Annotated in this window: 23 protein-coding genes and 2 rRNA genes (1 of these 25 only partly in view); 5 read left to right on the top strand and 20 right to left on the bottom strand. The window is 42.3% G+C overall.

Features of this window, described 5'->3' with window-relative positions; translation table 11 throughout:
• Position 1 precedes the first annotated feature (1 nt).
• The 5 genes from KQP93_RS01730 to ccoG all read right to left on the bottom strand — a co-directional run bounded on the left by KQP93_RS01730 (position 2) and on the right by ccoG (position 4,296).
• A complete protein-coding gene (locus KQP93_RS01730) occupies positions 2–454 on the bottom strand; it encodes a DUF523 domain-containing protein (protein WP_217875608.1) in 453 nt (150 codons plus the stop codon).
• Between the two features lie 61 nt (positions 455–515).
• The gene (locus KQP93_RS01725) at positions 516–1,154 is read right to left on the bottom strand and encodes a thiol:disulfide interchange protein DsbA/DsbL (protein ID WP_217875607.1); all 639 of its coding nucleotides are present in this window, start codon (positions 1,152–1,154) and stop codon (positions 516–518) included.
• A 17-nt stretch (positions 1,155–1,171) separates the two neighbouring features.
• On the bottom strand, positions 1,172–1,795 hold the full coding sequence (locus tag KQP93_RS01720; protein ID WP_217875606.1) for a thiol:disulfide interchange protein DsbA/DsbL: 624 nt from the start codon (positions 1,793–1,795) through the stop codon (positions 1,172–1,174).
• A gap of 30 nt (positions 1,796–1,825) precedes the next feature.
• Positions 1,826–2,800: a serine/threonine protein kinase gene (locus tag KQP93_RS01715; RefSeq protein WP_217875605.1), complete on the bottom strand. Its 975-nt coding sequence runs from the start codon at positions 2,798–2,800 to the stop codon at positions 1,826–1,828.
• A 65-nt stretch (positions 2,801–2,865) separates the two neighbouring features.
• Positions 2,866–4,296: a cytochrome c oxidase accessory protein CcoG gene (ccoG, locus tag KQP93_RS01710; RefSeq protein WP_217875604.1), complete on the bottom strand. Its 1,431-nt coding sequence runs from the start codon at positions 4,294–4,296 to the stop codon at positions 2,866–2,868.
• A gap of 277 nt (positions 4,297–4,573) precedes the next feature.
• Here ccoG and KQP93_RS01705 point away from each other — a divergent pair, with 277 nt between their 5' ends.
• Together KQP93_RS01705 and KQP93_RS01700 are read left to right on the top strand one after the other, a co-directional pair.
• Positions 4,574–4,933: a hypothetical protein gene (locus tag KQP93_RS01705; RefSeq protein WP_217875603.1), complete on the top strand. Its 360-nt coding sequence runs from the start codon at positions 4,574–4,576 to the stop codon at positions 4,931–4,933.
• Positions 4,933–5,136, top strand: a complete 204-nt coding sequence (locus tag KQP93_RS01700; RefSeq protein WP_217875602.1) for a hypothetical protein — start codon at positions 4,933–4,935, stop codon at positions 5,134–5,136. The genes KQP93_RS01705 and KQP93_RS01700 overlap by 1 nt, the downstream gene beginning before the upstream one ends.
• Here the strand turns inward: KQP93_RS01700 and KQP93_RS01695 are convergent.
• The 13 genes from KQP93_RS01695 to gspC all read right to left on the bottom strand — a co-directional run bounded on the left by KQP93_RS01695 (position 5,133) and on the right by gspC (position 17,199).
• The gene (locus tag KQP93_RS01695; protein ID WP_217875601.1) at positions 5,133–5,747 is read right to left on the bottom strand and encodes a YecA/YgfB family protein; all 615 of its coding nucleotides are present in this window, start codon (positions 5,745–5,747) and stop codon (positions 5,133–5,135) included. The genes KQP93_RS01700 and KQP93_RS01695 overlap by 4 nt on opposite strands.
• Before the next feature lie 19 nt (positions 5,748–5,766).
• Positions 5,767–6,525, bottom strand: coding sequence for a type II secretion system protein N (locus KQP93_RS01690; RefSeq protein WP_217875600.1), 759 nt, complete (start codon positions 6,523–6,525; stop codon positions 5,767–5,769).
• Positions 6,526–6,528: 3 nt separating this feature from the next.
• A complete protein-coding gene (gspM, locus tag KQP93_RS01685) occupies positions 6,529–7,002 on the bottom strand; it encodes a type II secretion system protein GspM (RefSeq protein ID WP_054554848.1) in 474 nt (157 codons plus the stop codon).
• Positions 6,999–8,210 (bottom strand): type II secretion system protein GspL, encoded by a 1,212-nt coding sequence (gspL, locus tag KQP93_RS01680; RefSeq protein WP_217875599.1) that lies wholly within the window; start codon positions 8,208–8,210, stop codon positions 6,999–7,001. The genes gspM and gspL overlap by 4 nt, the downstream gene beginning before the upstream one ends.
• Positions 8,207–9,202 (bottom strand): type II secretion system minor pseudopilin GspK, encoded by a 996-nt coding sequence (gene gspK, locus KQP93_RS01675; protein WP_217875598.1) that lies wholly within the window; start codon positions 9,200–9,202, stop codon positions 8,207–8,209. Before gspK ends, gspL begins: the two co-directional genes overlap by 4 nt.
• Positions 9,199–9,849 carry a type II secretion system minor pseudopilin GspJ gene (gspJ, locus tag KQP93_RS01670; RefSeq protein WP_217875597.1) on the bottom strand — a complete coding sequence of 217 codons (651 nt, stop codon included), beginning with the start codon at positions 9,847–9,849 and terminating at the stop codon, positions 9,199–9,201. Before gspJ ends, gspK begins: the two co-directional genes overlap by 4 nt.
• On the bottom strand, positions 9,849–10,223 hold the full coding sequence (gspI, locus tag KQP93_RS01665; RefSeq protein ID WP_054564054.1) for a type II secretion system minor pseudopilin GspI: 375 nt from the start codon (positions 10,221–10,223) through the stop codon (positions 9,849–9,851). The genes gspJ and gspI overlap by 1 nt, the downstream gene beginning before the upstream one ends.
• Entirely contained in the window at positions 10,223–10,822 is a 600-nt protein-coding gene (locus tag KQP93_RS01660) for a prepilin-type N-terminal cleavage/methylation domain-containing protein (protein WP_217875596.1), read from the bottom strand. The genes gspI and KQP93_RS01660 overlap by 1 nt, the downstream gene beginning before the upstream one ends.
• A 55-nt stretch (positions 10,823–10,877) precedes the next feature.
• Positions 10,878–11,297: a type II secretion system major pseudopilin GspG gene (gene gspG, locus KQP93_RS01655; RefSeq protein WP_054564052.1), complete on the bottom strand. Its 420-nt coding sequence runs from the start codon at positions 11,295–11,297 to the stop codon at positions 10,878–10,880.
• Positions 11,298–11,375: 78 nt separating this feature from the next.
• Entirely contained in the window at positions 11,376–12,611 is a 1,236-nt protein-coding gene (gspF, locus tag KQP93_RS01650) for a type II secretion system inner membrane protein GspF (protein ID WP_217875595.1), read from the bottom strand.
• 2 nt (positions 12,612–12,613) lie between these two features.
• Positions 12,614–14,179: a type II secretion system ATPase GspE gene (gspE, locus tag KQP93_RS01645; protein WP_303396566.1), complete on the bottom strand. Its 1,566-nt coding sequence runs from the start codon at positions 14,177–14,179 to the stop codon at positions 12,614–12,616.
• Complete coding sequence (gspD, locus tag KQP93_RS01640) at positions 14,172–16,235, bottom strand: type II secretion system secretin GspD (protein WP_217875594.1); 2,064 nt, start codon at positions 16,233–16,235, stop codon at positions 14,172–14,174. Before gspD ends, gspE begins: the two co-directional genes overlap by 8 nt.
• 22 nt (positions 16,236–16,257) lie before the next feature.
• Entirely contained in the window at positions 16,258–17,199 is a 942-nt protein-coding gene (gene gspC, locus KQP93_RS01635; protein WP_217875593.1) for a type II secretion system protein GspC, read from the bottom strand.
• A 207-nt stretch (positions 17,200–17,406) separates the two neighbouring features.
• On the opposite strand from gspC, the gene hslR reads away from it, so the two are divergent.
• The 3 genes from hslR to KQP93_RS01620 all read left to right on the top strand — a co-directional run bounded on the left by hslR (position 17,407) and on the right by KQP93_RS01620 (position 20,504).
• Entirely contained in the window at positions 17,407–17,829 is a 423-nt protein-coding gene (gene hslR, locus KQP93_RS01630; RefSeq protein WP_440590129.1) for a ribosome-associated heat shock protein Hsp15, read from the top strand.
• A 12-nt stretch (positions 17,830–17,841) separates the two neighbouring features.
• Positions 17,842–18,687, top strand: coding sequence for an Hsp33 family molecular chaperone HslO (hslO, locus tag KQP93_RS01625; protein ID WP_217875591.1), 846 nt, complete (start codon positions 17,842–17,844; stop codon positions 18,685–18,687).
• A 278-nt stretch (positions 18,688–18,965) separates the two neighbouring features.
• Positions 18,966–20,504: a phosphoenolpyruvate carboxykinase gene (locus tag KQP93_RS01620; protein ID WP_217875590.1), complete on the top strand. Its 1,539-nt coding sequence runs from the start codon at positions 18,966–18,968 to the stop codon at positions 20,502–20,504.
• 654 nt (positions 20,505–21,158) lie between these two features.
• On the opposite strand, the gene rrf is transcribed toward KQP93_RS01620, so the two are convergent.
• Both rrf and KQP93_RS01610 read right to left on the bottom strand, forming a co-directional pair.
• Positions 21,159–21,273 (bottom strand): 5S ribosomal RNA (gene rrf / locus KQP93_RS01615).
• Between the two features lie 124 nt (positions 21,274–21,397).
• A 23S ribosomal RNA gene (locus KQP93_RS01610) occupies positions 21,398–22,668 on the bottom strand (it continues 1,613 nt past the right edge of the window).

Here is a 22,668-nt window from a genome sequence, read left to right as displayed (position 1 = left end):
ATCAATCTGCCAGCGCAGCAAATAGCGCTGGCAACTGCTGCTCGCTGTATACTGCTATATTATTTTCGGTTAACAGCTTTGCAGTTAATCCCATCCCTGAAATTTTCTTTCCTGAATGACTACCATCGTAAATAGTATTGCGACCACATGACGGGCTTGATTCTTTTAACAGCGCATAGCGAATGCCCTGCTTTTTGCAAAGCTTAAGTGCTTGTTCTGCGCCATAAGCAAACTGTACTGTGACATCTTGTGCATCTTTGGTAAGTACTCTACCCGCTTTGATTTCTGCAGGCGGCCTTGGTGTAGGTAAGCCACCAGCTACTTCAGGGCAGAATGCAACGAGCCTTCCTTGCTGTTTAAGAGTTTCTAAACCAGGATGGATTAAATTTTGCGATTGCCCGTCATAACGAACAGGATTTCCTAACAAACAGCTTGAAACTAATAGTTTTTGCATTTGCTTTACCAACAAAAAAGCTCCGCGAACGGAGCTTTCTATTAAATTCAACTAACTAAGCTTATTTATCAGCTAGGTAGTTAATTAAGTCTGCCATGCTCTTCGCATCGCTAATACCTGAATCCGCACCTAAGATTACACGGTATTTACCATTAACAATAAAAGTTGGAACGCCTTTTAAAGCACCTTTTTGTTGGTAATATTCTTGATCGCGTTTCATCTTAGATGCCATAGTACGTACAGAGAAGCTGTTGTAGTACTTATCAAAATCTTCAGCCGACACACCTTGTGAAACAAAGATGTCTTTCATATCTGCAAGTTCGTTAATACGTGCACGCTTGGTGTGAATGTGATCAAACACTGCTGCAACTAACTTATCGCTATTTGGTAATACCGTTGCAGTTGCATAACCCTGTGCTAAAACAGTTTGGATTTCTGGGTCGCGAGGGCCAACAAAATTTACGTGGCTCTTTTTAAACGTAACACCCTCTTTAAGCATCGTTTTAAGATCAGCAACGATAGGCTCAAATGTATTACAGTGCGGGCAATAGAATGAGAAGAACTCTTTTACTTCTGGCTTTTTAGAAGCGCGCGCATCAATCGTTTCATAATGCTTACCTTCTTCATATTGCGCTGCTGAGGCATTTGCCGCTAAACCTAGCGTGGCAGCCATTAATACAGCTTTTACTAACTTGATCATTACTTCTTACTCCAAAATTATTGTTTTAATAAAAATTCGACTAACTCATCAAGCATCTGCTGGCTCTTGATGGTGTTTAAATTGATTTTATATTTATCATTGACGATAAAAGTTGGTACACCAGTAAGGGCACCCATCTCTGTATATTTTTGCTGCTTATCTTGCATCGCTTTTTCAGCACTAATCACTGGCATGCTTGCAATTTCAGCATCAAACACATCGTTACTGATACCATTAGTCGCAAGTAATGCTTTCACGTCTTTCATATCTTTTAGTAAAGCGCGTTGTCTATGGATGCTATTAAAAATTTGATCAGCAACTTGCTCACCTTTGCCATGTTGCTTAGCAATTAAGTAAGCATAACTTAAGTTACTTTGAGTTTGCTTAGATACACCACCTAAAAAGTTAACATGGCTTTTTACAAACTCAGTCCCTTTAGGAAGACTTGCCGTTAATGCTTTTGCGACCGGTTCAAACTGAAAGCAGTGTGGACAATAAAACGAAAAGAACTCGGTTACTTGAGGCGTTGCACTTTTCTCAACTTTTAATACTTCGTATTGATTACCAGCTTCAAAATCAGCAGCAAGGGCCGCAAAAGGTAAACATAAAATGAGTAGACTTAACTTTAATTTTTTAAACATTGTTCTCTCGTCTTTCTTAACTTTAAAAATTTATGGTAATAATTTTAATGGTGCTTCCTGTAGCGCTGCAAGCTGTTCTTTTAGCGCTAGTATTTGCTGCTCCCAGTATTTGTCTTCAGCAAACCATGAAAAGTTCCGTGGGAACGCAGGATCATCCCACCTTTTTGCCAACCACCCCATATAATGCACCATTCGCATCGCTCTGAGTGGTTCAATTAACTTTAACTGGCTGTGATCAAAGTCGCAAAATTCTTCATAAGCAGCCACTAAGGTGTCTAACTGTAACAGTTGGTTGTTGCGATCGCCACTGAGCATCATCCAAAGATCTTGAATTGCAGGCCCTTGTCGGCTGTCGTCTAAATCAACAAACATTAACGCATCACCAGACCACAATATATTACCGGCATGGCAATCGCCGTGCAGGCGGATGGTTTCAACATTTTTATACTGCGCAGTGGTTTCTTTAATCACCAAATCTAAAATAGTATAAAAGGCGTTCTCTAATGCCATTGGCATCAAGTTACTTGCTTGTAACTGAACTTTGGCTGTCTGAAGATATTCTTCGCAGCTGATCACAGGCCTATGTTCAAATGGCTTTGCCTTAGCTACTTGGTGCATTCGCCCAATTAAGCGGCCAAGTACATCGAGTTGATCTAAATTATCAACTTCAAAAATACGACCACCCACACTTGGGAATAACGTAAACAAATAACCATTATGCTCAAATAAGCTTTGCCCTTCGATAATAACAGGCGCAACAACAGGCACCTCTGCATCGGCCAACTCAAAGGCAAATGCATGCTCTTCTAAAATTTGCTCTTTACTCCAACGCTCAGGTCGGTAGAACTTAACGACATACCGATGGCCATCTTCTGCTTTAAATTGATAAACACGGTTCTCGTAGCTATTTAAGGCCAGCAGACCTGATTCAGCATAAACACCGATACTTTCAACCGCATCTAAAATTGAATCGGGTGTAAGGTCTACAAAACTAAATTTACTCATAATGCCTCATCATATAAAAAAAGCGGGAAAATCCCGCTTTTTATTCATTCGCTCAGTGTACTTAATTATCGCGCCTTAAAGAAGTTACTCGGCTGCGAAATCTGCATATCTGGCTCACCATCGACAGAAAGTACGAACTCAAACTTCGTCATGGGCTTTTTCAAATCGTATGGATCAACAACTAATGACAGTGGCACATTATAAGATTCACCAGAAGGTACTGTGAATGTTTGTTTGCCGATGTATTCAAAGTTATCGAGTCCTTCAACACGAATGTTAAAGGTCTGCTCATGCTGTGCTTTATTAATAACTTTTAGTGTATAGGTGTTTTCGACTAAACCATTAAAGTCAACTCGGTAGAGCTGGTTACGGTCACGAATAATATCGAGTTCCATTGGTTTACGCATCGCAATATTTGCTACCAGCGCTCCTGTTAGCACAACTAAGATAACTAAATAGCCAATTAACTTAGGACGCAATGCATGTGTTTTATTGTCTGGCGTCTCTAAGTTACGTTCTGTGGTGTAGGAAATGAGCCCGCGAGGGTAATTCATTTTATCCATCACCCCATCACACGCATCGATACATGCACCACAGTTAATGCACTCATATTGTAAGCCGTTACGAATATCGATCCCCGTTGGGCACACCTGCACACATAAGTTACAGTCGATACAATCACCTAAACCGAGCTCTTTTGGATCTTGCTTACGTGAACGAGGACCACGGCTTTCACCACGCGCTTCGTCATAGCTCACGGTAAAGGTATCTTTATCAAACATCGCTGATTGAAAGCGAGAATAAGGGCAAATGTGTAAGCACATAATCTCGCGCATCCAACCGGCATTACCATAAGTACACACTGCAAATACGGCTAAGCAAATATAAGAATACGCGGTTGCATCGAGGGTAAACAGATCGGGTAATAGCTGACGGATTGGCGTAAAGTAACCGACAAAGGTAAATGCGGTATAAAGCGAGAATAACCACCAGCTGCCGTGTTTAGCACTTTTGCGCCAAAACTTATCAAAGTCCATAGGGCGTTGATCAAGTTTCTTACGCTGATTTGCGCTACCTTCGAATTTTTCTTCAAACCAAATAAAAATAAAGGTCCAAACCGTTTGCGGGCAAGTATAACCACACCAGACCCGGCCATAAAAGGTCGTCACCAAGAACAACGCAAACGCCGCTAACATTAAAATGAAAGCAAGGATAGTCAGATCTTGTGGCCAGAGAGTTAAGCCAAAAATATTAAACTTTTGCCCTACTAAATCGAACAGTACAGCTTGTTGGCCGTGGAAGTTAATCCAAGGTAGTAGCATAAATGCAAGCATGCCGATAAAACCAATCCGTTGTCTCAACAGTTGGTGTAAACCCGTTACAGCTCGAACATAAATACGGTTACGTGGATTAAATCTATCATCGAGGGAAGCGTTTTCCGGTTTCTGGATTTTTACTTCCGTTGGGATATTTTTAACCTTAATCTGTTTATCCATTAAAATTCCTCAACGCCACTAGGAAATAATACTCAAACATATGTTTGCAGTAAGAGATTCTCTGTGCCAATAAGCAAATCAGAATACATCTCATTACGTTCAAAGATTTCTGAAACTTTAAATCTATAGAGCATTATACTCAATCTATAGAAAATTTCAGGGATTGATCGAAAATACGACGTTTTAATTATTTAATCTTATCTGCTTGCTTTTAAAACAACCATTTTATTAAACTTACACTTAAACCATATTTATTTAGATCAAAGATTATTGTGCTATGAAAAAATTTCTTATTTTAGTGCTTATTATTTTAGCACTTTTCACGATTGATCATCCTTTGATCAAAGAGCCAAGAGAAAGGTTACTAGGAGACGGTGTGTCATTACTTTCTGATGCTAGTAAAATAAACCGAAGCCCTGCGGCAAATATGGCGAAAACTAATATTAAGTCACAACTGAATTTATCTAATTCAGAACACGAATATATTGAAGAGACATTTACTTCAGATGATAAATTGCAAGTTTTTCACTTACACTACTGTCGTGAAAAAGATATTAACTTGTATTTTTATGGCGAACGCTTAAACCGCGTATGCAGTATTGTCTCGAATGCGCTTGAAGAAAGGCTAAACAAGTAATGGACTTTTCAGCTTTAAACAAAAAAACCAGCGACTCGTTTGCCAAGCAACGCAATATGCTAAAAAAGCTGGGCAAAGGGCAAACCTTGTACTGCGATGTATGCAAAGGCGCCCTTACCTTAGATTTGAAAACTGATCAGCCAGGTAAAGGCGTTGTCCGCTGTGCCAAAGGTTGCACAGACATTCTATTAGAGCTGGGTTAGTTCCAGCCCTCATCATTATATAGTTGGCTATTTACAGCAACGACTTCAATTAGCTCAGCAAAGCCAGCTGCGAATTCATTCATCACTTCATACTGCTGCTGGCATAGTTGCCCTTCAGATAAACCATTATCAGTTGCAAGAGCTGCAATTTCACTCGTTTCAAGCGTAAAGAAAGCTAAGCTTTGCAGTGCGGTAGCTAACGCCTCTTTAAGCTCATCAGCTAACTCTGGCGCGCTTAATAGCTTGTTAACGTAACCTTGCGCACCATGCATAAAACCTTGGCTCCAATGCTGACATTCTTGAATATCTAGGTATTGTTGCCCTTGAGAGCTCAGCTGTAGGCTCACAGGTAATGTAAAACCCGTTTCGAATACTTGTTCGCTGATCTGCTGATACAAGGCCATAAATGCAAACAGCACTTGCTCGTCCATTTGCCCATCAGAGCCTGGTGCTACCTCTTCTAACCACTGGTGAACATCAAGCGGCTCAGGTGCACAAATCACCGCAAATAAATAACCTTGGGTTTGCGCCAAGCTAAGCGCATCTTGATGCTGCGCTAAAAACTGACTTAAAAGCTCGCTTTGCTGCTTTGAAAACTCAGGTAATTGCATACTATTCAATTAATCCAATTTAAAAGTTAAGCGGATAACGGCCTTCGTTATCAGGACGACCAAGAAACTTAGCTGCATCATGCACTTCTTTTGGTAAGCTTGCTTCAGGTTTAATATAACCAGCTACTTTAAAGTCTAGATTCGCTTTTAATACTGCATCAGCTTCAAGCCCTAAACGGTTTTCTGGGTCAACAAGTACTGCTACATCACCGGATTTACAGCTTAAACGGCCGCTCAGAGGACCAATACTAAACCAGTTGTTCATTCCTTTCACATCAATGTTCGGGCTCGCGATTTCGCCGCTGAGGCTTTCACAGTATGGCTCTCCAGAGCTGTACTCATCTAAATCTACAATCACACGACCTTGCGCACTAATCGGTAAAGGGAGTTGTAAACGCTCCATGGCACGTTCAACGGTTAAGCGTAAAGTAGTCTTTTTCACAGTGACGGCTTGGTTAAAGAGACCATATGTAAAATCACCATGTCCAGAAATATCCGCTTTATCACGAGGATCACCAAAGCGTACCGTACCCACTAATTTACCTGTGAACAATGACCAGCCCGATAACTGCCAACGCACATTATTTAATTGCTCACCATCAAAACGTACCTGCATAATGCGACCGTCCCATAGCGTGCCACTGGCTTTACCTAATTGTAATTGCTTTGGTAAATGTGGCTTAGCTAAATCAAGTGCAACGGCAGCGGGTGTTTTTACCAGCGTAAACACCAAAAAACACATCACAAACACTGTGATTAATAAAATAACTCTTTTCATCGTTTACTTCTCTAGTACCAAACGACTTACACGCACAAAGCCTGATTTGTCATCTTTACTTAAATCTAAATTCTCGATTAGCACGCCGTGCGAATTAACCAGTTCATCTAACCATTCAACAAGGTTATTAAACTCAACAGAGTCTATAGTTAAACGAAGTGAATTGTCATTTGGCTGCATTTTGCTAATGATAATTTGATAACGATTGCGAGTGCTATTAACGATTTGGCTTAAGCTACGGCTGCTCGTATTACGCGCGTTACCACTCGCTTTAAGTTTAACAATACTTTCATCAACCCACGCTAGCAGCTCTTGCTGTTTTATTGTGTCTTGCTCTGCTTTTTCGATAGCAGCGTTAAGTGGACGAAAGACCCCCATAACCAGCACAAAAATAACAAATACACCACCTGCAACCATTACAAGTTGCTGCTCTTGTTCTTTTAACGAGCGCCAATAATTGATTATTTGGTTTTTCATGCCGCACCTCGTAACTTAATTTCACCAACGACATAATCACCATCATTGTTCAGCGAGCCTTGATCTACGGTTAAGCCACGCTGCTCTAAAATTGCTTTTACTTTACTAAATGACTGGAAATCTTTGCCGCGCGCACGAATACGTAATTCGTTACGACCTTGATCATAGCGAAGCGTTTCTGGTGTGAAGTCTTTTACTTCACTAAAAATAGAGACAAGATCGTTAGTCAAATCTAAGAAGCCAGCTGTACTGCCACCTTCTATCAATGCAAGTTCGCTGCGAATTTGGCTACGAATAAGCTGAGGACGTACTTTTTTATTTGGAAAAGCACGCTGATAATTAGCAACCACTTCAGCTTTTGCGGCTTCAAGCTGGTTATTTAACTTATAGAGCTCAAGTGACTTAACACCGACACTACAAACTAATGCAACACCTGCTGCAATAGCTGCTTTTTGCCAATAGCCCCACCAAATTGCTGATTTTTTCTTAAGCTGATAAACACCTTGGCGCAGGTTAAAATTAACCTCAGGTAACTGCTTAGCAAATAAGGCTAAAGGTAAATCGTATTGCTGCGTTTGAGCACTAAGGTTAACCGTATCAGGAAAACCCGCTGCAGGGCTAAAGTGTGCAACATCAGGATTTCCTAATGCTGTTAAATAGCCAGCAAGCCAATTTGTCTCTACAGCGGCAATATGCCAATTACCGTGTTTACATAGCCACTGACCATTAAGCTCAATAGCGCGTAACTGAGCGTTGTCATCGACATTAGGTAACAATAAAGCATCCGGCAGTATTTTATATACTTCGATGCCATGCTCATTGAACTCAGCCAGCCATTGCTCAAACCATTCACGATCGGTCATTGCGATGTTAATAGCGTGCTTTTCATCAATAAGTGTTGGCTCTGCAATCGCTATGAACAAGTCATCAACATCACAGGCTATTTCTTCTTCTAGCATGTAAGGAAGTGCTTGCTCTAACTTGCGGCTCCACTTGGTTGGCAAGGCTACCGTTTTTAGTTGTACTTGATCACTTGGTAATAGTACAACCACTTCCCGTGATTGCGCTCTCTCTGTTAGCTCACCAAGTTGTGTTGCATTGGCAATTTCGCCGCTAGCAATTATTTCTTGTTCTGTTGGTGAGTAAATTAGCCAGTTAAGGCTGTCTTTTAATGTTTGACCCGTACGGATCAACAATATCTCTGTCACTGTACGCCTCCAAATTTTCGCGCCAGTATCGTTACTGTACCATTAGTGGCATGGAGTAAGGTGGTCATCGAAAAACGCAGCTCTGCAAATTCAGCCTGCGTTTGTAGTTTAAAATATTCACTGTTGATACTGAATAGGTCTTCAACGGCTTTCACATTTTGTGCGCCTTGTTGATTAACCTCTTCAAAAAATGCTTCTAAATCATCATAACCATCTTGAGGACGTGATGATAATACAGCTTCAGCGCCTGAAAGACTTAAGCCATCAATAAGCGAGCTTAATATAATGGCACTTTCTACAGGTAGTGTATTAACGTTTATTTGTAATAACTCACTACCTGGAATAACACACACAAATGGTAAAAGTTTCTCCATAACGAGTGGGTTAAAGCCTTTTACTAAACGAAGTTCTGAGGTCGAAGCAAAATAACTATTGGCAGTCATGTATGGGTATTGTCGAGATAAATACTCATCTTCTTCTGCACCTGATCGATAGGTAATACTATCAGCGTCTAACCAATCAAACACGCTATCTGCCATGGCTTCTTCAGACTCATCTGTTGGTAAGTCTTCAATATTTTCTAATAATGCCAACAATGCCTTATGCGCTGGGTTCGTTTTATTATTAGGATCCGTTTGTTGATCGGGCTTTACATGTAGTGCATTTAAATTCAAACATGCTTGTAAGTCTGTAATTGTGCCACTTAAGGTACCATTATCAACCGGGTAAGGGACCCCACCCTGCTGTGCCCAGACTTGCTCTAAATGCGTTTTATCAGGATCATCTTTTTTAGTTTGTTTTAGTGCCTTAATTGCCAGCTCTTCTGCAGCAAAGGCATACCATTTAGCCTGTTGATGGTTTTGAATATTGCTACTACGCTGCACTTGCACCATTAAATTAGCGCTCATTTCAACGGCTAACATAGCCGCAAGCGCTACAATAAATAGCACAATAACAAGCGCAGCACCTTTAGAACGTTTAATAGCAATCATGGGTTGCCACCCGTTCCATTATTGCCATTATTTGCTTGGGCTGTTACTTTGCCTTCACCTGGCACTAAAAACACGCGACGAATGGATTCCTGTTCTATTTTTTGAATAGTGACTGCAACCGCTTTTGGCAGTGCTTTAATTTGCCACTGTTCTTGCCACTCATCTTTATCATCTAAAAATTCAAATTTAAGATCTTCAATGTCTTCTAAAATGACTTGTGAACGCGGCTCCATGTTATCTAGTTGATCAACATACACCCTATATACTCGCTCAAGCTTGTCATCGATAACGCGATAACCAACAGCTTGCAGTTCAGAGCGAGGTAGTAAATTAATTGGGTTAACCCAACCATCACGTACAAAGCCAATGCCATCGTATTGGCTATCAAGAACATAGCGACCAGCTAACACATACGTTTCTTGAAAATCACCAGCTTCGTTTCGCACCTGACGCTTAGTCATTTGACTAAAATCTTGGTCCATCAAACGAAATAAGGTTTGAAAACCATTTAACTCTGCAATCGTCTCGTCTGAGGCTTCTTTTGCTTTGGTTGTCGAATCCAGTATTTGATGGGTCGATAACACCACAAAGGCTAAGATGCCCATGGCGACAATCACTTCAAGTAAGGTAAAACCGCGTTGCTTCACTACTTATCACCTTTATTCAAATAAGTAGAAAGCTCATACACTGGGTATTCAAGCTTTTCATCGGCGAACACGTTAATGGTGACCTTTACAAAGGTTTTATCAGCAGTAGGAACCACGTCCTGACGCCAATACCATTCAAAGCCAGCGAGTGTTTCAGTACCTTTAACGCCATTTTTGCCTGTCCATTTGTCGCCTTTGGCGCGTTGCTCAACCATCACGTTCTCAGCAACCCAAGAAGCGTACGTTTGTTCTTCAATCGACGAAAGATGATTTATATGTTCACCGGTTGCCTGCATTGCGGCAATACCGGCCATTGCACAAATAGCCAGTGCAACCATCACTTCAAGTAAGGTAAAACCTGCTGACTTATTCATTACTCAGGCTCCATACGAAACTTTACCGGGGCCATAAATTCGCCTTCGATAAAATACTGCGGTTCACGCTCTTCTTTAAGCTCGTAAACCAATTGAAACGCACTGACTTCGCCAGAAGATAAAATAAGTACCTGCGGTATTTTGAGCTTTTGCAGCTCAAGTAGGCTGTCTTCGTCACCACCGCTCATTAACTCGCGCCAGTTTGACTGCTCTAGTAAGTTATCTTGTGCCCAGGCTAAATCATCAAGGTTAAGAGTGAGCTTAAAGCGTTCATCAACCTTAATTGGGGCAAACAATTTTTCACGGTCAAAAGTAACCCACTTATCACCGTCAAACACTAAAAATTCAAATGTATCTTGGTCAAGATGAAAACCCAGCTCAACCTGATTTAAAATCGCAAACTCAGAAGCCAAATTAATCGTGGTATGTAATCTGAGCGCTTGCTTTTCGAGTTCTTCTTCCGCACCACCATCAAAGCTGTAGGCAACCATTTTGGTGACAAAACCAATCACCACGAGCACCATTAATATTTCGATGAGGCTAAACCCTTTCGCGTACTTAGCACGGCCAGCTAAACGCAAACGACCAAGGCTTACCATAATAGTAAGCCTTGATGTGTATAAGCTTTGTTCAGTTGGCTGAATTTAGGCATTATTACTTTTCTTCATCCCAGTTACCGATGTCATCATCAGTACCTGCTTCACCATCAGGACCCATTGAGAAAATATCAATTTTACCAACTTCTCCTGGGCTGATTAGCTGGTAAGGGTTGCCCCATGGATCTTCTGGTAATTTCTCAAGGAAACCGCCATCAGGAAAACGTCTTGGAATTGGCTCAATGCTTGTTTTATTTACTAGCGCTTCTAAGCCTTGCTCTGTGGTTGGATACGCTTTGTTTTTAAGCTTGTATAGGCTTAACGCATCTTCAATTTGTTGAATATCTAAGTGTGCTTTATCGATTGCAGCTTCTTCTTGCTGACCCATGATATTTGGCGCCACAATTGACATGATCATACCGATAATAACCAGTACTACCATGACTTCTAGTAATGAGAAACCTGACTGTTTGTTCACAAAAATACCTCTAACTTTCTTCAAAAATTTATTATAGAGCGGCAGTGTTAGCTGCTAACAGCTCTAGTGTTCCCTAATTTAAAGACCTACAGCCTTATTCATTGCCATTATCGGCTGTAGTATTGCCATAACAATAAACAATACAATTACCGCCATTGAAGCAATCATCGCGGGCTCTAATAGTTTCAGAGACACGTTTACCATGCTCTCAAACTCACGATCTTGGTTATTTGCCGCACGCTCAAGCATTTGCTCAAGTTCACCTGATTTTTCACCACTGGCTATCATATGTAGCATCATAGGTGGGAAAAGTTTGGTTTGCTGAAGCGAAGCTCGGAGGCTTGCCCCTTCACTGACACGTGTTGCAGCATCTTGCACCGACTTTTTCATTTTTTCGTTAACCAGTACACCACCCGAGATACGCATTCCTTCAAGTAGCGGCACTGAGCTTGACGATAAAATACTTAAAGTTCGTGCAAAACGCGCCGTATTAACACCTCGTGCAACCTTACCGATACCCGGTAAATGCAGCACTTTTTCGTCATACCAGTAACGAATATGCGGCTGTTTAAGCGCTTGCTTAATTGCCACAGCTAATACGGTTATAATGACTAAACTAATAAACCAGTAGTTTTGTACAAAATTACTGGCGGCCATTACCCATTCAGTAGTCCAGGGTAATACTTGTTTTGACTTTTCGAAGGTCTTTAAGATTTTTGGTACCACAGTACCTAACAACACAGACACAATCGCAATAGCAAATACCACAAGAATGGTTGGATACACCATCGCCTGTGTAATTTGACTACGCATATGCTGACGTTGTTCCGTGTAATCAGCTAAACGATTTAAAACCTGATCAAGGTGACCTGATTTTTCACCGGCTGCCACCATAGCACGATACAAATCATCAAATACATGCGGAAACTCACTCATGCCATCTGCTAAGGTATAACCTTCAACAACCTTTGAGCGCACGGCCATAAGCATGCGCTTTAAACGCGGCTTTTCACACTGCTCAGCCACTGCCATTACAGCCCCTTCAACTGGTAATGCTGACTGGATTAAAGTTGCGAGCTGACGGGTGATTAATGCTAAATCAGAAGTCGAAATTTTTGGCTTGAAAAAGCTTCCAAATAAAGAGCTCTTCGCCCCTTTGGTTTGCTTTTCGCCTTCAGCCGCAGCGACAACTTCTAAAGGCATTAAACCTTGATCGCGCAAAGTTTGGCGGATTTGCTTTACCGTATCAGCTTCAAGAATGCCTTTTTTCTCTTTACCTTTGCCATCAAGGGCACGGTATTCAAATGCAGCCATGATTAACCTTCCTCACGTGTTACACGCAAGACTTCTTCTAAGGTAGTGCGACCTGCAAGTACACGATTACAGCCATCTTGGCGAATACTTGGGCTATGTTTACGAATGTACTTTTCAACACTTTGCTCGCCTTTACCGCTGTGGATCATTTCGCGAATTGTTTCATCAACAACCAGCAGTTCATGAATACCTGTACGGCCGCGATAACCATTAAAGTTACACTCTTCACAACCAACTGCACGATAAATTGTTGGCGGCTCAGCAGGATTGACACCTAATAACTGACACTCGCGCTCATCGGCAATATGACCTTCTTTACAGCTATTACACAATGTACGCACTAGGCGTTGTGACAACACACCGAGTAACGACGATGACAGTAAGAAAGGCTCTACGCCCATGTCTTCCATACGTGTGATAGCACCAGCAGCTGTGTTAGTATGCAGTGTCGACATAACCAAGTGACCGGTTAATGACGCTTGTACACCAATTTGCGCAGTTTCAAGGTCACGGATCTCACCAACCATTACTACGTCAGGGTCTTGACGAAGGATGGCACGTAAGCCTCGGGCAAAGGTCATATCTACCTTAGTGTTTACCTGAGTTTGACCAATACCTGGGATCTCGTACTCGATTGGATCTTCAACGGTCAGAATATTACGATCCCGTGAGTTGATTTGGCTCATGCCCGCATACAAGGTGGTACTTTTACCAGAACCCGTTGGACCGGTTACTAAGATAATACCGTGCGGCTTACTGATTAAATCAGCAAACAATTCACGGTTACGCTCAGTCATACCTAAATCTTCTAGGTTCAGGCGCGCGTTGTTTTTATCAAGTAGACGCAACACAACACGCTCACCAAAGCTTGACGGCATCGTCGATACACGCACATCAACAGCACGACCAGCAATACGTAAACTAATACGACCATCTTGCGGAATACGTTTTTCAGCAATATCTAGCTTTGCCATAACCTTAATACGCGACACTAACAGTGAAGCGAGTTTACGGTTCGGCTTTAATACTTCTTTTAATACACCATCAACCCTAAAGCGAATTACCAACTCTTGCTCAAAGGTTTCGATATGAATATCTGAAGCACCTTCTTTAATCGCTTCGCTTAGCATCGCGTTAATCAGCTTGATGATTGGCGCATCGTCATCACCAGCAAGGAGATCTTCAGTTTGCGGTAATTCATCTGCAAGCGAGAATAAATCAACTTCGTTGCCGATATCTTCCATCATTTGCTGTGTTTCAGAGCTGTCACGCTGATAAGAGGCCTCTAGCAACAGCTCAAATTTGTCATCTGGTAATTGTTCTAGCGAAAAACCATGGCCAGCAATACGGCGCACTTCAAGTAATGCATCAACATCTAACTCACCACGGTAGTACACAGTCCAGTTATCCTGATCTTTACCCAATAGTACACCAGTACGACGCGCGTACGAGAATGGCAAACGCTTGGATGGCAAGCTAACAAGATCATCGCTTGTTAGCAGCTCATCATGACTTGCTGGCGTGTCGACTGCTAGCTCATCATTGATTTCTGTTATTGCATTAGTCATTGTTGCGCTCATTCGCGTTTTGTTGTTTTAGGTATTCTTCGTACGTTGGCGGTAATATCAAGGCATCATTCCATTCAGGTAGAATTGGTGCATCCGTCAACGGCATTAAATCAATACCATCTTCTTTTTGTTTATGTTGTTCGCCACGGATAAAGTTATATTTCGAGTGGCTCAATTTATTCATGCTGATGCCATCGCGTACAATGGTAGGGCGAATAAATACAATCAGGTTACGTTTACGCTTACTGGTGCTGGTTGAGCGGAATAAATGACCAAGTACTGGGATATCACCTAATAATGGTACTTTAGAGACACTTTCTTGCACGTCTTCATCAATCAAGCCGCCCAGTACAACCATGCCGCCATCATCAGCCATAACCGTGGTTTTAATTGCACGCTTATTTACTGAAATATCGACCGCAGTCGCACCACTTACACTTGAAACCTCTTGCTCAATCGTTAATTGAACTGCTGAGCCATCATTGATTTGTGGTGTTACTTTCAGCTTCACACCCACTTCTTGACGCTCAACTGTTTGAAATGGGTTAGCGTTATTTGAACCTGTTTGCGAACCTGTGATAATCGGCACTTCTTGACCAACAATCATTGATGCTTCTTCGTTATCCATAGTCGTTACAGACGGCGTAGCAAGAATATTAGAGTTAGTATCGGTTGAAACAGCTTGGATAATTGCACCCCAGTCGTTTTTAACAATCCCCATTGCTAGACCATTGATACCACCAAGTAATGAAGCAAGTGCCGTTAAGTCACCTTCTTGTGTTTCAGAAGTGTTCGTTACCGTGCCTGTTTCAGTACCAACAACCGTGCCTTCAATCGTTTTATCACGTGCTTGTTCAGCAGCAACAGCTAGCGAACCAACAGGTACTGTGGTGCCGTTGTTGAACTGCATCATTCCGCCTTGCTCTGAAATCCACTGTAGGCCTAAGTTGATACCATCGGCTTCTAACACCTCAACGATAATAGCTTCAACTAAAACCTGAGCACGACGAACATCAAGACGCTCAATAACTTGCTCAAGCGAGCGCATGGTGTCAGGCTGCGCAGTGATAACGAGTGAGTTTGAATCTGGATGTGCTTCAATGCTTGTTTCGTTTTGATTACGAGAGCGAGTTTTAGTTGCACCGCCTTGCGCGTCTTCTGCTAATGTTTTACTTACGCCCTGCAATACTTTTACAAGGTCTTCTGCTTTGGCGTAATTAAGGTAGATTACTTTGGTGTTACCTTGGTTCTCTAACTCACCATCTAAACGGCTAATCAATTCAACAGCACGGGTACGTGCTTGTGCTTCACCACTGACAATCACACTGTTAGTACGACCATCAGCAACAACTTTAGGAATTAAAAACTCAGGAACGCTCCCTTTGCCACCATCTTTGTAAATATTCTCAACAACAGACACTACATCATCTGCGGTAGCAAACTTAAGTTGTACGATATCAACACGCTTGTCACCAGCTTGGTCAACCGAGCGAATAATTTCAACTAAACGGTTAACTGACGCGGCATGACCTGTCAACATCATCACGTTTGCTGCATTGAAGTTAGCAACGTGGCCGCCATCTTTTTGGTCGCTAAATTGACGAACTAACGGGCCAAGCTCTTGAACGCTTACGTTTTTAACACGCACAACACGTGTCACCATCATATCGCCACTTGCTTGGTTATCATCTGTGATCAGCGGTACATTTGATTTTTTAGCATCAGAGCTTTTTTCAATTTTGATTATACCGTTATCCATTTCAACAGCTGAATAACCATAAACCTCAAGTACGTTTAAGAAAAACTGATAATAAAGCTTTTCGTCCATTAGCTCGTAGCTGCGCACATTGACTTTACCGCGCACATTCTGATCAATAATGACGGTTTTATTTAGGTTTTTACCTACGATATTAATAAACTCATTAATATCTGTGCCTTTAAAGTTAGCCGCATACTCAACAGCAGATACTGAAAGCGATAATCCTGTTAATAAAAAAAGCGCTGTATATTTAGCTAACCCTTTTTTGATTTTTGAGAGGTGTAGCGCGTGAACCATTCTATAAAAACTCCAAAGCTAGTTATTGCAGGCTAAATTGCACATCAATTTGCTCACCATCGCGTTCGATAGTGATACTTGCGTCAGTACTATTTCGTAATTCGTTTATTGCTGACATTGCCTGTTTTAAATCATTTAATTGATAGCCATTAATCGCAATAGCTAAATCATTGTTCATTAGTCCCATCTGCTTGAATAAAGCAGGATCTTTACCTGGGCTTAAGCGATAACCCACTAACTCACCATCAACCATCGCTTGAGAGACGCGAATGTAATCAAATAGTTTACCGGGATCATCCAATACTTCTTCACGCGTTTCGATGAGCGCTTCTTTTACTTCTTCATCTTCCGTCGCATTTATTTCATTATTCTCATCAAGCTGAGGGCCTGCCGTTAACTCTGACTCTTCACGCTCTGCCAACACTGGCATAGACACTTTTTTAGTGAAGTCGAGGCCATCCAGCATTAAGGTTTCAAAACGACCACTTACATCTAAAATCACCCTGTCAGGTAATACTTGAGCAAGCTTGGCACGAGTGCCTTTAATTGCATCATCAACAACATAAGTTTCTTGCTTGCCTTGAGATTCGATTATTGCAAGACCTGCTTGGTCATCTTGGCTTACCGCAACAATACCGGTTAGGTTAATACTTAGGCGAGTTTCTGGGGCGTTGTTAATAACTTGATTTTGTTTTGAGGTAGGTTTTTTAGCTTCGACAACAACTTTGCCGAATAGATTTTGTTCAATTATTTGTCGAGAGCTAACAGTCTCAACCCGTTTTGCCATGGTGTTAACACCTGTTAATGGCAGTGCTCTAGTATCCGGTTCCGGCAAGACAAGCCAAAACAACTTAGATGACAAAAAAGCAATATAAACAACAACTAACAGCACTACAAATGCACTTAACTTGGCATGAGGTAAGCCGTTCAAAAACTGTTTAACTTGTTGTAAGTGTTGATCCATAAACTCTATTTCTTATTTTAATTTACTGCTTGATAGCTGGCCTATAGTACCTCTTCATTTTTCATTCAACAAGCGCGTGTATATTAAACTTTGTAAACGAGGTAAATTCGACGAACAGTGGGCTGCAACTAATTACTACGACTGTTTATTTGTGATTAAGTTTCATGGTAAATTTTGCCTATATATTAGCAGCTTTAAAAGAGCACAATTGTGTCAAAGAGTAACACTCACAAGTCGCAAGACAAACAAGACGAATTAAACGTACGCCTTGATAAGTGGTTATGGGCTGCCCGCTTTTATAAAACTCGCTCGATCGCACGAGACATGGTGCAAGGCGGCAAAGTGCATTATAATGGACAGCGTACCAAGCCCAGCAAAATTGTCGAAGTCGGTGCAGTGGTAAAACTGCTACAAGGGGTCGACGAAAAGGTCGTGACAATCGAAAAGATCCTTGAAAAACGTCAAGGTGCCCCCATTGCACAGACCTTGTATCAAGAAACTCAAGCTAGTATTGAGAAACGCGAAGCAAATGCTATCGCCCGAAAGAACAACAGCTTCTTTGCTCCACATCCTGATCGTAAACCAGATAAGAAGCAAAGACGTGAACTGTTAAAAATGAAATCAAGTTAGGTAATGCAACTCATGCAACAAGATTTACTTCATCGTTATATATTTGATCAGCTCGATGTACGTGGCGAACTCGTACAAATTGAAAACACTTATCAAGAGATGATCGCAAACCATAATTACCCAGCACCTGTGCAAACCTTATTAGGTGAACTACTTGTTGCTACCTGCTTATTAACAGCTACTTTAAAGTTTGAAGGCGAAATTGCCGTTCAACTACAAGGCGACGGCCCTGTTAAATATGCGGTAATTAATGGTGACGATAAACAAAACATGCGAGGCATCGCACGTCTACAAGGTGAAGTAACCGGTAGCTCAATAAAAGACTTAATTGGTAATGGCTATATGGTTATTACAATTACGCCAACTAAAGGTGAGCGATACCAGGGTATTGTACCGTTAGAGCACGATAGCTTAGATAAATGCCTTGAAAACTATTTTGAGCAATCGGAACAGTTAAAAACACGTCTTTGGTTTGCGACTGAAGTAACAGCAGACTCAGCCAAGGCTGCAGGCTTATTCTTGCAAGTATTACCTGTAAATAAAGACAAATCAGTTGAAGACTTCACTCATCTTGAAGCGATCAGTAACACGATTAAAAATGAAGAGCTACTAGGTTTAGATGCAAACACTGTTTTGACACGACTTTACCATGAAGATAATCCTCAGTTATTCGAACCACAGTCTATTAGCTTCCGTTGTGGCTGTAGCAGAGACAAAACAATTGCTGCATTAGTAAATGTAGGTCAAGACGAATTACTTGCAGATGTGCAAGCAAACGGTGAAGTAAAAATTAGCTGTCACTATTGCTTAAAAGATTACATCTTTAACGAGCAGGATATTAAATCTATTTTTAACTAAACCACCCAGAATAAATATTATTATATTAGAAGCCGCATTTAGTGCGGCTTTTTTATTAAAAAAAATGTCAAAACTAATGATACCGGTGTCATGAAAAAGCGTCATTTTATGACACCGGTATCATTGAAATTATTCATGTTTTTTGGCAAATATATGCCTTTTTAAGCGCTTCAGACACTCGAATATCCCTAATCCTTCTGTTACTATTATTTTAGCAAAAGGGAAAACTAAGAACCCCAGAGCTATCCCGTTCAATCTCTCACAATTTAGGTATAAACATGACTGCAAACGCTACTAGTTTTGTTGATCTTACAGCAGCTGAACTTGTCGAACACGCTATTCGTCGTGGCGAAGGGACTCTAGCCGCTAATGGTGCTTTTGTTGCTAAAACCGGTGTACGCACTGGCCGCTCTCCAAAAGATCGTTTTATTGTTCAAGAGCCAAGCACTGAAAACGAAATCCAATGGGGCAACGTAAACCGCCCATTCGATGCAGACAAGTTTGATGCGTTATGGGCCCGTGTAGAAGAACACGTGAAAAGCAACGACCACTTCATCTCTCACCTAGAAGTTGGCGCTGATCCAGAGCACTATTTACCAGTTGTAGTAACAACAGAAACTGCATGGCATCATATTTTTGCCAAAAACATGTTTATCGAACCTCAAACATACAATACTGCTGACTTCCCAGAATGGCAGGTAATGAATGTACCTTCATTTGTATGTGACCCAGAGCGTGATGGCACTAACAGTGATGGCACTGTAATCATCAACTTCGCACAACGTAAAGTACTACTAGCTGGTATGCGCTACGCTGGCGAAATGAAGAAATCAATGTTCTCTGTACAAAACTTCCTACTTCCTGCAAAAGGTGTATTACCAATGCACTGCTCTGCAAACGTAGGTGAAGCAGGCGACACTGCATTATTCTTCGGTTTATCTGGTACAGGTAAAACAACATTATCTGCAGACCCTACTCGTTTCCTTATCGGTGATGACGAGCACGGTTGGGCACCTGGTAGCGTATTTAATATCGAAGGTGGTTGTTACGCTAAATGTATCGATCTTTCACAAAAGAACGAGCCAGTTATTTGGAATGCAATCCGTTTTGGTACAATCTTAGAAAACGTGGTACTTGACGAAAATCGTGTACCAGATTTCCATGACACAAGCCTTACACAAAATAGCCGCGCAGCTTACCCACTAGAGCACGTTGAAAAACGTAAAGTAGAAAACCGTGCTGGTGAGCCAAAAGCAGTTGTATTCTTAACATGTGACGTGAGCGGTGTATTACCACCAGTTTCAGTACTAACTGAAGAAGCTGCTGCTTATCATTTCCTAAGTGGTTACACAGCGAAAGTAGGTTCAACTGAAATCGGTTCAACAAGCGACATCGAGTCTACATTCTCAACATGCTTCGGTGCTCCGTTCTTCCCACGTCCTGCTGGCGTTTACGCAGAGCTTCTAATGAAACGTGTACGTGAATTCGGCGCTAAAGTATACCTAGTTAACACAGGTTGGACAGGTGGCCCTTACGGTACTGGTCAACGCTTCGATATCCCAACAACACGTGCTGTAGTTGATGCAATCGTATCAGGTAAACTTGCTGATGTTGAAACTCAACACATCGACGTACTTAACCTAGATGTACCAGTTGTAGTTCCTGGTGTAGACAGCCAACTTCTTAACCCAATCAACACATGGGAAGATAAAGAGAAGTACGCAGAATACGCAAACAAACTAGCTTCTGACTTCACTGAAAACTTCGCTAAATACGATGTTTCAGAAGCAATCAAATCAGCAGGTCCAAAAGCTTAATATCAAGCTTACCCTCAGATTAAAAAACGCCAGCTATATGCTGGCGTTTTTGTTTTTGGGTGATGAGTTAGAAAGAATAAAGTTAGCGAGGGGATAGTTTTAAGGTCTGGCGTAGGTTGGATAGAGCGAAGCGAAACCCAACACAGAGCTATCAGCTTTCAGCCGTCAGCGATCAGCCGTACGGTGTGGGTGTTTGGTGCTGCGTCTACCTCAGCTGGAGGTTCTAGGCTCTAGGCTCTAGGCTCTAGGCTCTAGGCTCTAGGCAAAGTGTACTTGTAGGAATGGCTTTAGCCATGAATGTGGTTGTTATGGTCTGAATTCGGCACTGAAGTGCCTCCTACGGGGTTTGTTGCTGAGGGAGTCTCTGTACTAAACAACACCGCAGTTCAACTTTACCCTTGCTAACTAGCAACTCGCTAACTCATGTTGGGTTTCGCTTTGCTCTACCCAACCTACCAGGAGAATGAATAGGGTGAATGCTGAGGGAGTCTCTGCACTAAACAACCCCGCAGTTCAACTTTACCCTTGCTAACTTGCAACTCGCTAACTCATGTTGGGTTTCGCTTCGCTCTACCCACCCTACCTGGCTGAAAGCTGACAGCTCAAAACGAAAAAAAGCCCGACTCTTTCGAATCGGGCTTTCTCTTATTTGGAGCCTGGCGATGACCTACTTTCACATGGCAAATGCCACACTATCATCGGCGCTGTTTCGTTTCACTACTGAGTTCGGCATGGGGTCAGGTGGGTCCAAAACGCTATTGTCACCAAGCAAATTTGGTTCGTTAATCGCCTTGGCAATTAACTAAAATCTGGAATTCTGATATCAAGTAAATGTCTACTTTAGTAACTTAACTTCTGTCTGTTACGCTGTCATAAAACGCGTTTGGCGTTGTATGGTTAAGCCTCACGGGTAATTAGTACAGGTTAGCTTAATGGCTCGCACCACTTCCACATCCTGCCTATCAACGTTGTAGTCTTCAACGGCCCTTCAGAGACTTTAAAAGTCTAGTGAGAACTCATCTCGAGGCCTGCTTCGCGCTTAGATGCTTTCAGCGCTTATCAGTTCCGAACGTAGCTACCGGGCAATGCCATTGGCATGACAACCCGAACACCAGCGGTTCGTTCACTCCGGTCCTCTCGTACTAGGAGCAACCCCTCTCAATTCTCAAACGCCCACGGCAGATAGGGACCGAACTGTCTCACGACGTTCTAAACCCAGCTCGCGTACCACTTTAAATGGCGAACAGCCATACCCTTGGGACCGACTTCAGCCCCAGGATGTGATGAGCCGACATCGAGGTGCCAAACACCGCCGTCGATATGAACTCTTGGGCGGTATCAGCCTGTTATCCCCGGAGTACCTTTTATCCGTTGAGCGATGGCCCTTCCATTCAGAACCACCGGATCACTATGACCTACTTTCGTACCTGCTCGACGTGTCTGTCTCGCAGTTAAGCTGGCTTCTACCATTACACTAACCGTACGATGTCCGACCGTACTTAGCCAACCTTCGTGCTCCTCCGTTACTCTTTGGGAGGAGACCGCCCCAGTCAAACTACCCACCAGGCACTGTCCGTAACCCCGATTAGGGGCCAACGTTAGAACATCAAAACTACAAGGGTGGTATTTCAAGGACGGCTCCACAAAAACTAGCGTTTCTGCTTCAAAGCCTCCCACCTATCCTACACATGTAGGTTCAATGTTCAGTGCCAAGCTGTAGTAAAGGTTCACGGGGTCTTTCCGTCTAGCCGCGGGTACACAGCATCTTCACTGCGATTTCAATTTCACTGAGTCTCGGGTGGAGACAGCGTGGCCATGGTTACACCATTCGTGCAGGTCGGAACTTACCCGACAAGGAATTTCGCTACCTTAGGACCGTTATAGTTACGGCCGCCGTTTACCGGGGCTTCGATCAAGAGCTTCGTCCGAAAACTAACCCCATCAATTAACCTTCCGGCACCGGGCAGGTGTCACACCGTATACGTCATCTTGCGATTTTGCACAGTGCTGTGTTTTTAATAAACAGTCCCAGCCACCTGGTCACTGCGGCTCCCGTCCGCTTAGAGAGCAAGTCTCATCACAGATAGGAGCGTACCTTCTCCCGAAGTTACGGTACGATTTTGCCTAGTTCCTTCACCCGAGTTCTCTCAAGCGCCTTAGTATT

The sequence above is a fragment of the Pseudoalteromonas shioyasakiensis genome, from assembly GCF_019134595.1.
Classification (GTDB): Bacteria; Pseudomonadota; Gammaproteobacteria; order Enterobacterales; family Alteromonadaceae; genus Pseudoalteromonas; species Pseudoalteromonas shioyasakiensis_A.
This window is presented reverse-complemented; position numbering and strand designations above follow the sequence as displayed.

Bases quoted from the DNA above. Each gene is read 5' to 3' on its own strand.
- KQP93_RS01705 (WP_217875603.1), top strand. From the start codon at position 4,574: ATGAAAAAATTTCTTATTTTAGTGCTTATTATTTTAGCACTTTTCACG.
- hslO (WP_217875591.1), top strand. From the start codon at position 17,842: ATGCAACAAGATTTACTTCATCGTTATATATTTGATCAGCTCGATGTA.
- KQP93_RS01730 (WP_217875608.1), bottom strand. From the start codon at position 454: ATGCAAAAACTATTAGTTTCAAGCTGTTTGTTAGGAAATCCTGTTCGT.
- gspC (WP_217875593.1), bottom strand. From the start codon at position 17,199: ATGGATCAACACTTACAACAAGTTAAACAGTTTTTGAACGGCTTACCT.
- KQP93_RS01660 (WP_217875596.1), bottom strand. From the start codon at position 10,822: ATGGTAAGCCTTGGTCGTTTGCGTTTAGCTGGCCGTGCTAAGTACGCG.
- gspI (WP_054564054.1), bottom strand. From the start codon at position 10,223: ATGAATAAGTCAGCAGGTTTTACCTTACTTGAAGTGATGGTTGCACTG.
- gspF (WP_217875595.1), bottom strand. From the start codon at position 12,611: ATGGCTGCATTTGAATACCGTGCCCTTGATGGCAAAGGTAAAGAGAAA.
- gspD (WP_217875594.1), bottom strand. From the start codon at position 16,235: ATGGTTCACGCGCTACACCTCTCAAAAATCAAAAAAGGGTTAGCTAAA.
- gspK (WP_217875598.1), bottom strand. From the start codon at position 9,202: ATGATTGCTATTAAACGTTCTAAAGGTGCTGCGCTTGTTATTGTGCTA.
- gspM (WP_054554848.1), bottom strand. From the start codon at position 7,002: ATGAAAAACCAAATAATCAATTATTGGCGCTCGTTAAAAGAACAAGAG.
- KQP93_RS01700 (WP_217875602.1), top strand. From the start codon at position 4,933: ATGGACTTTTCAGCTTTAAACAAAAAAACCAGCGACTCGTTTGCCAAG.
- KQP93_RS01695 (WP_217875601.1), bottom strand. From the start codon at position 5,747: ATGCAATTACCTGAGTTTTCAAAGCAGCAAAGCGAGCTTTTAAGTCAG.
- KQP93_RS01620 (WP_217875590.1), top strand. From the start codon at position 18,966: ATGACTGCAAACGCTACTAGTTTTGTTGATCTTACAGCAGCTGAACTT.
- gspE (WP_303396566.1), bottom strand. From the start codon at position 14,179: ATGACTAATGCAATAACAGAAATCAATGATGAGCTAGCAGTCGACACG.
- KQP93_RS01725 (WP_217875607.1), bottom strand. From the start codon at position 1,154: ATGATCAAGTTAGTAAAAGCTGTATTAATGGCTGCCACGCTAGGTTTA.
- ccoG (WP_217875604.1), bottom strand. From the start codon at position 4,296: ATGGATAAACAGATTAAGGTTAAAAATATCCCAACGGAAGTAAAAATC.
- KQP93_RS01720 (WP_217875606.1), bottom strand. From the start codon at position 1,795: ATGTTTAAAAAATTAAAGTTAAGTCTACTCATTTTATGTTTACCTTTT.
- KQP93_RS01690 (WP_217875600.1), bottom strand. From the start codon at position 6,525: ATGAAAAGAGTTATTTTATTAATCACAGTGTTTGTGATGTGTTTTTTG.
- KQP93_RS01715 (WP_217875605.1), bottom strand. From the start codon at position 2,800: ATGAGTAAATTTAGTTTTGTAGACCTTACACCCGATTCAATTTTAGAT.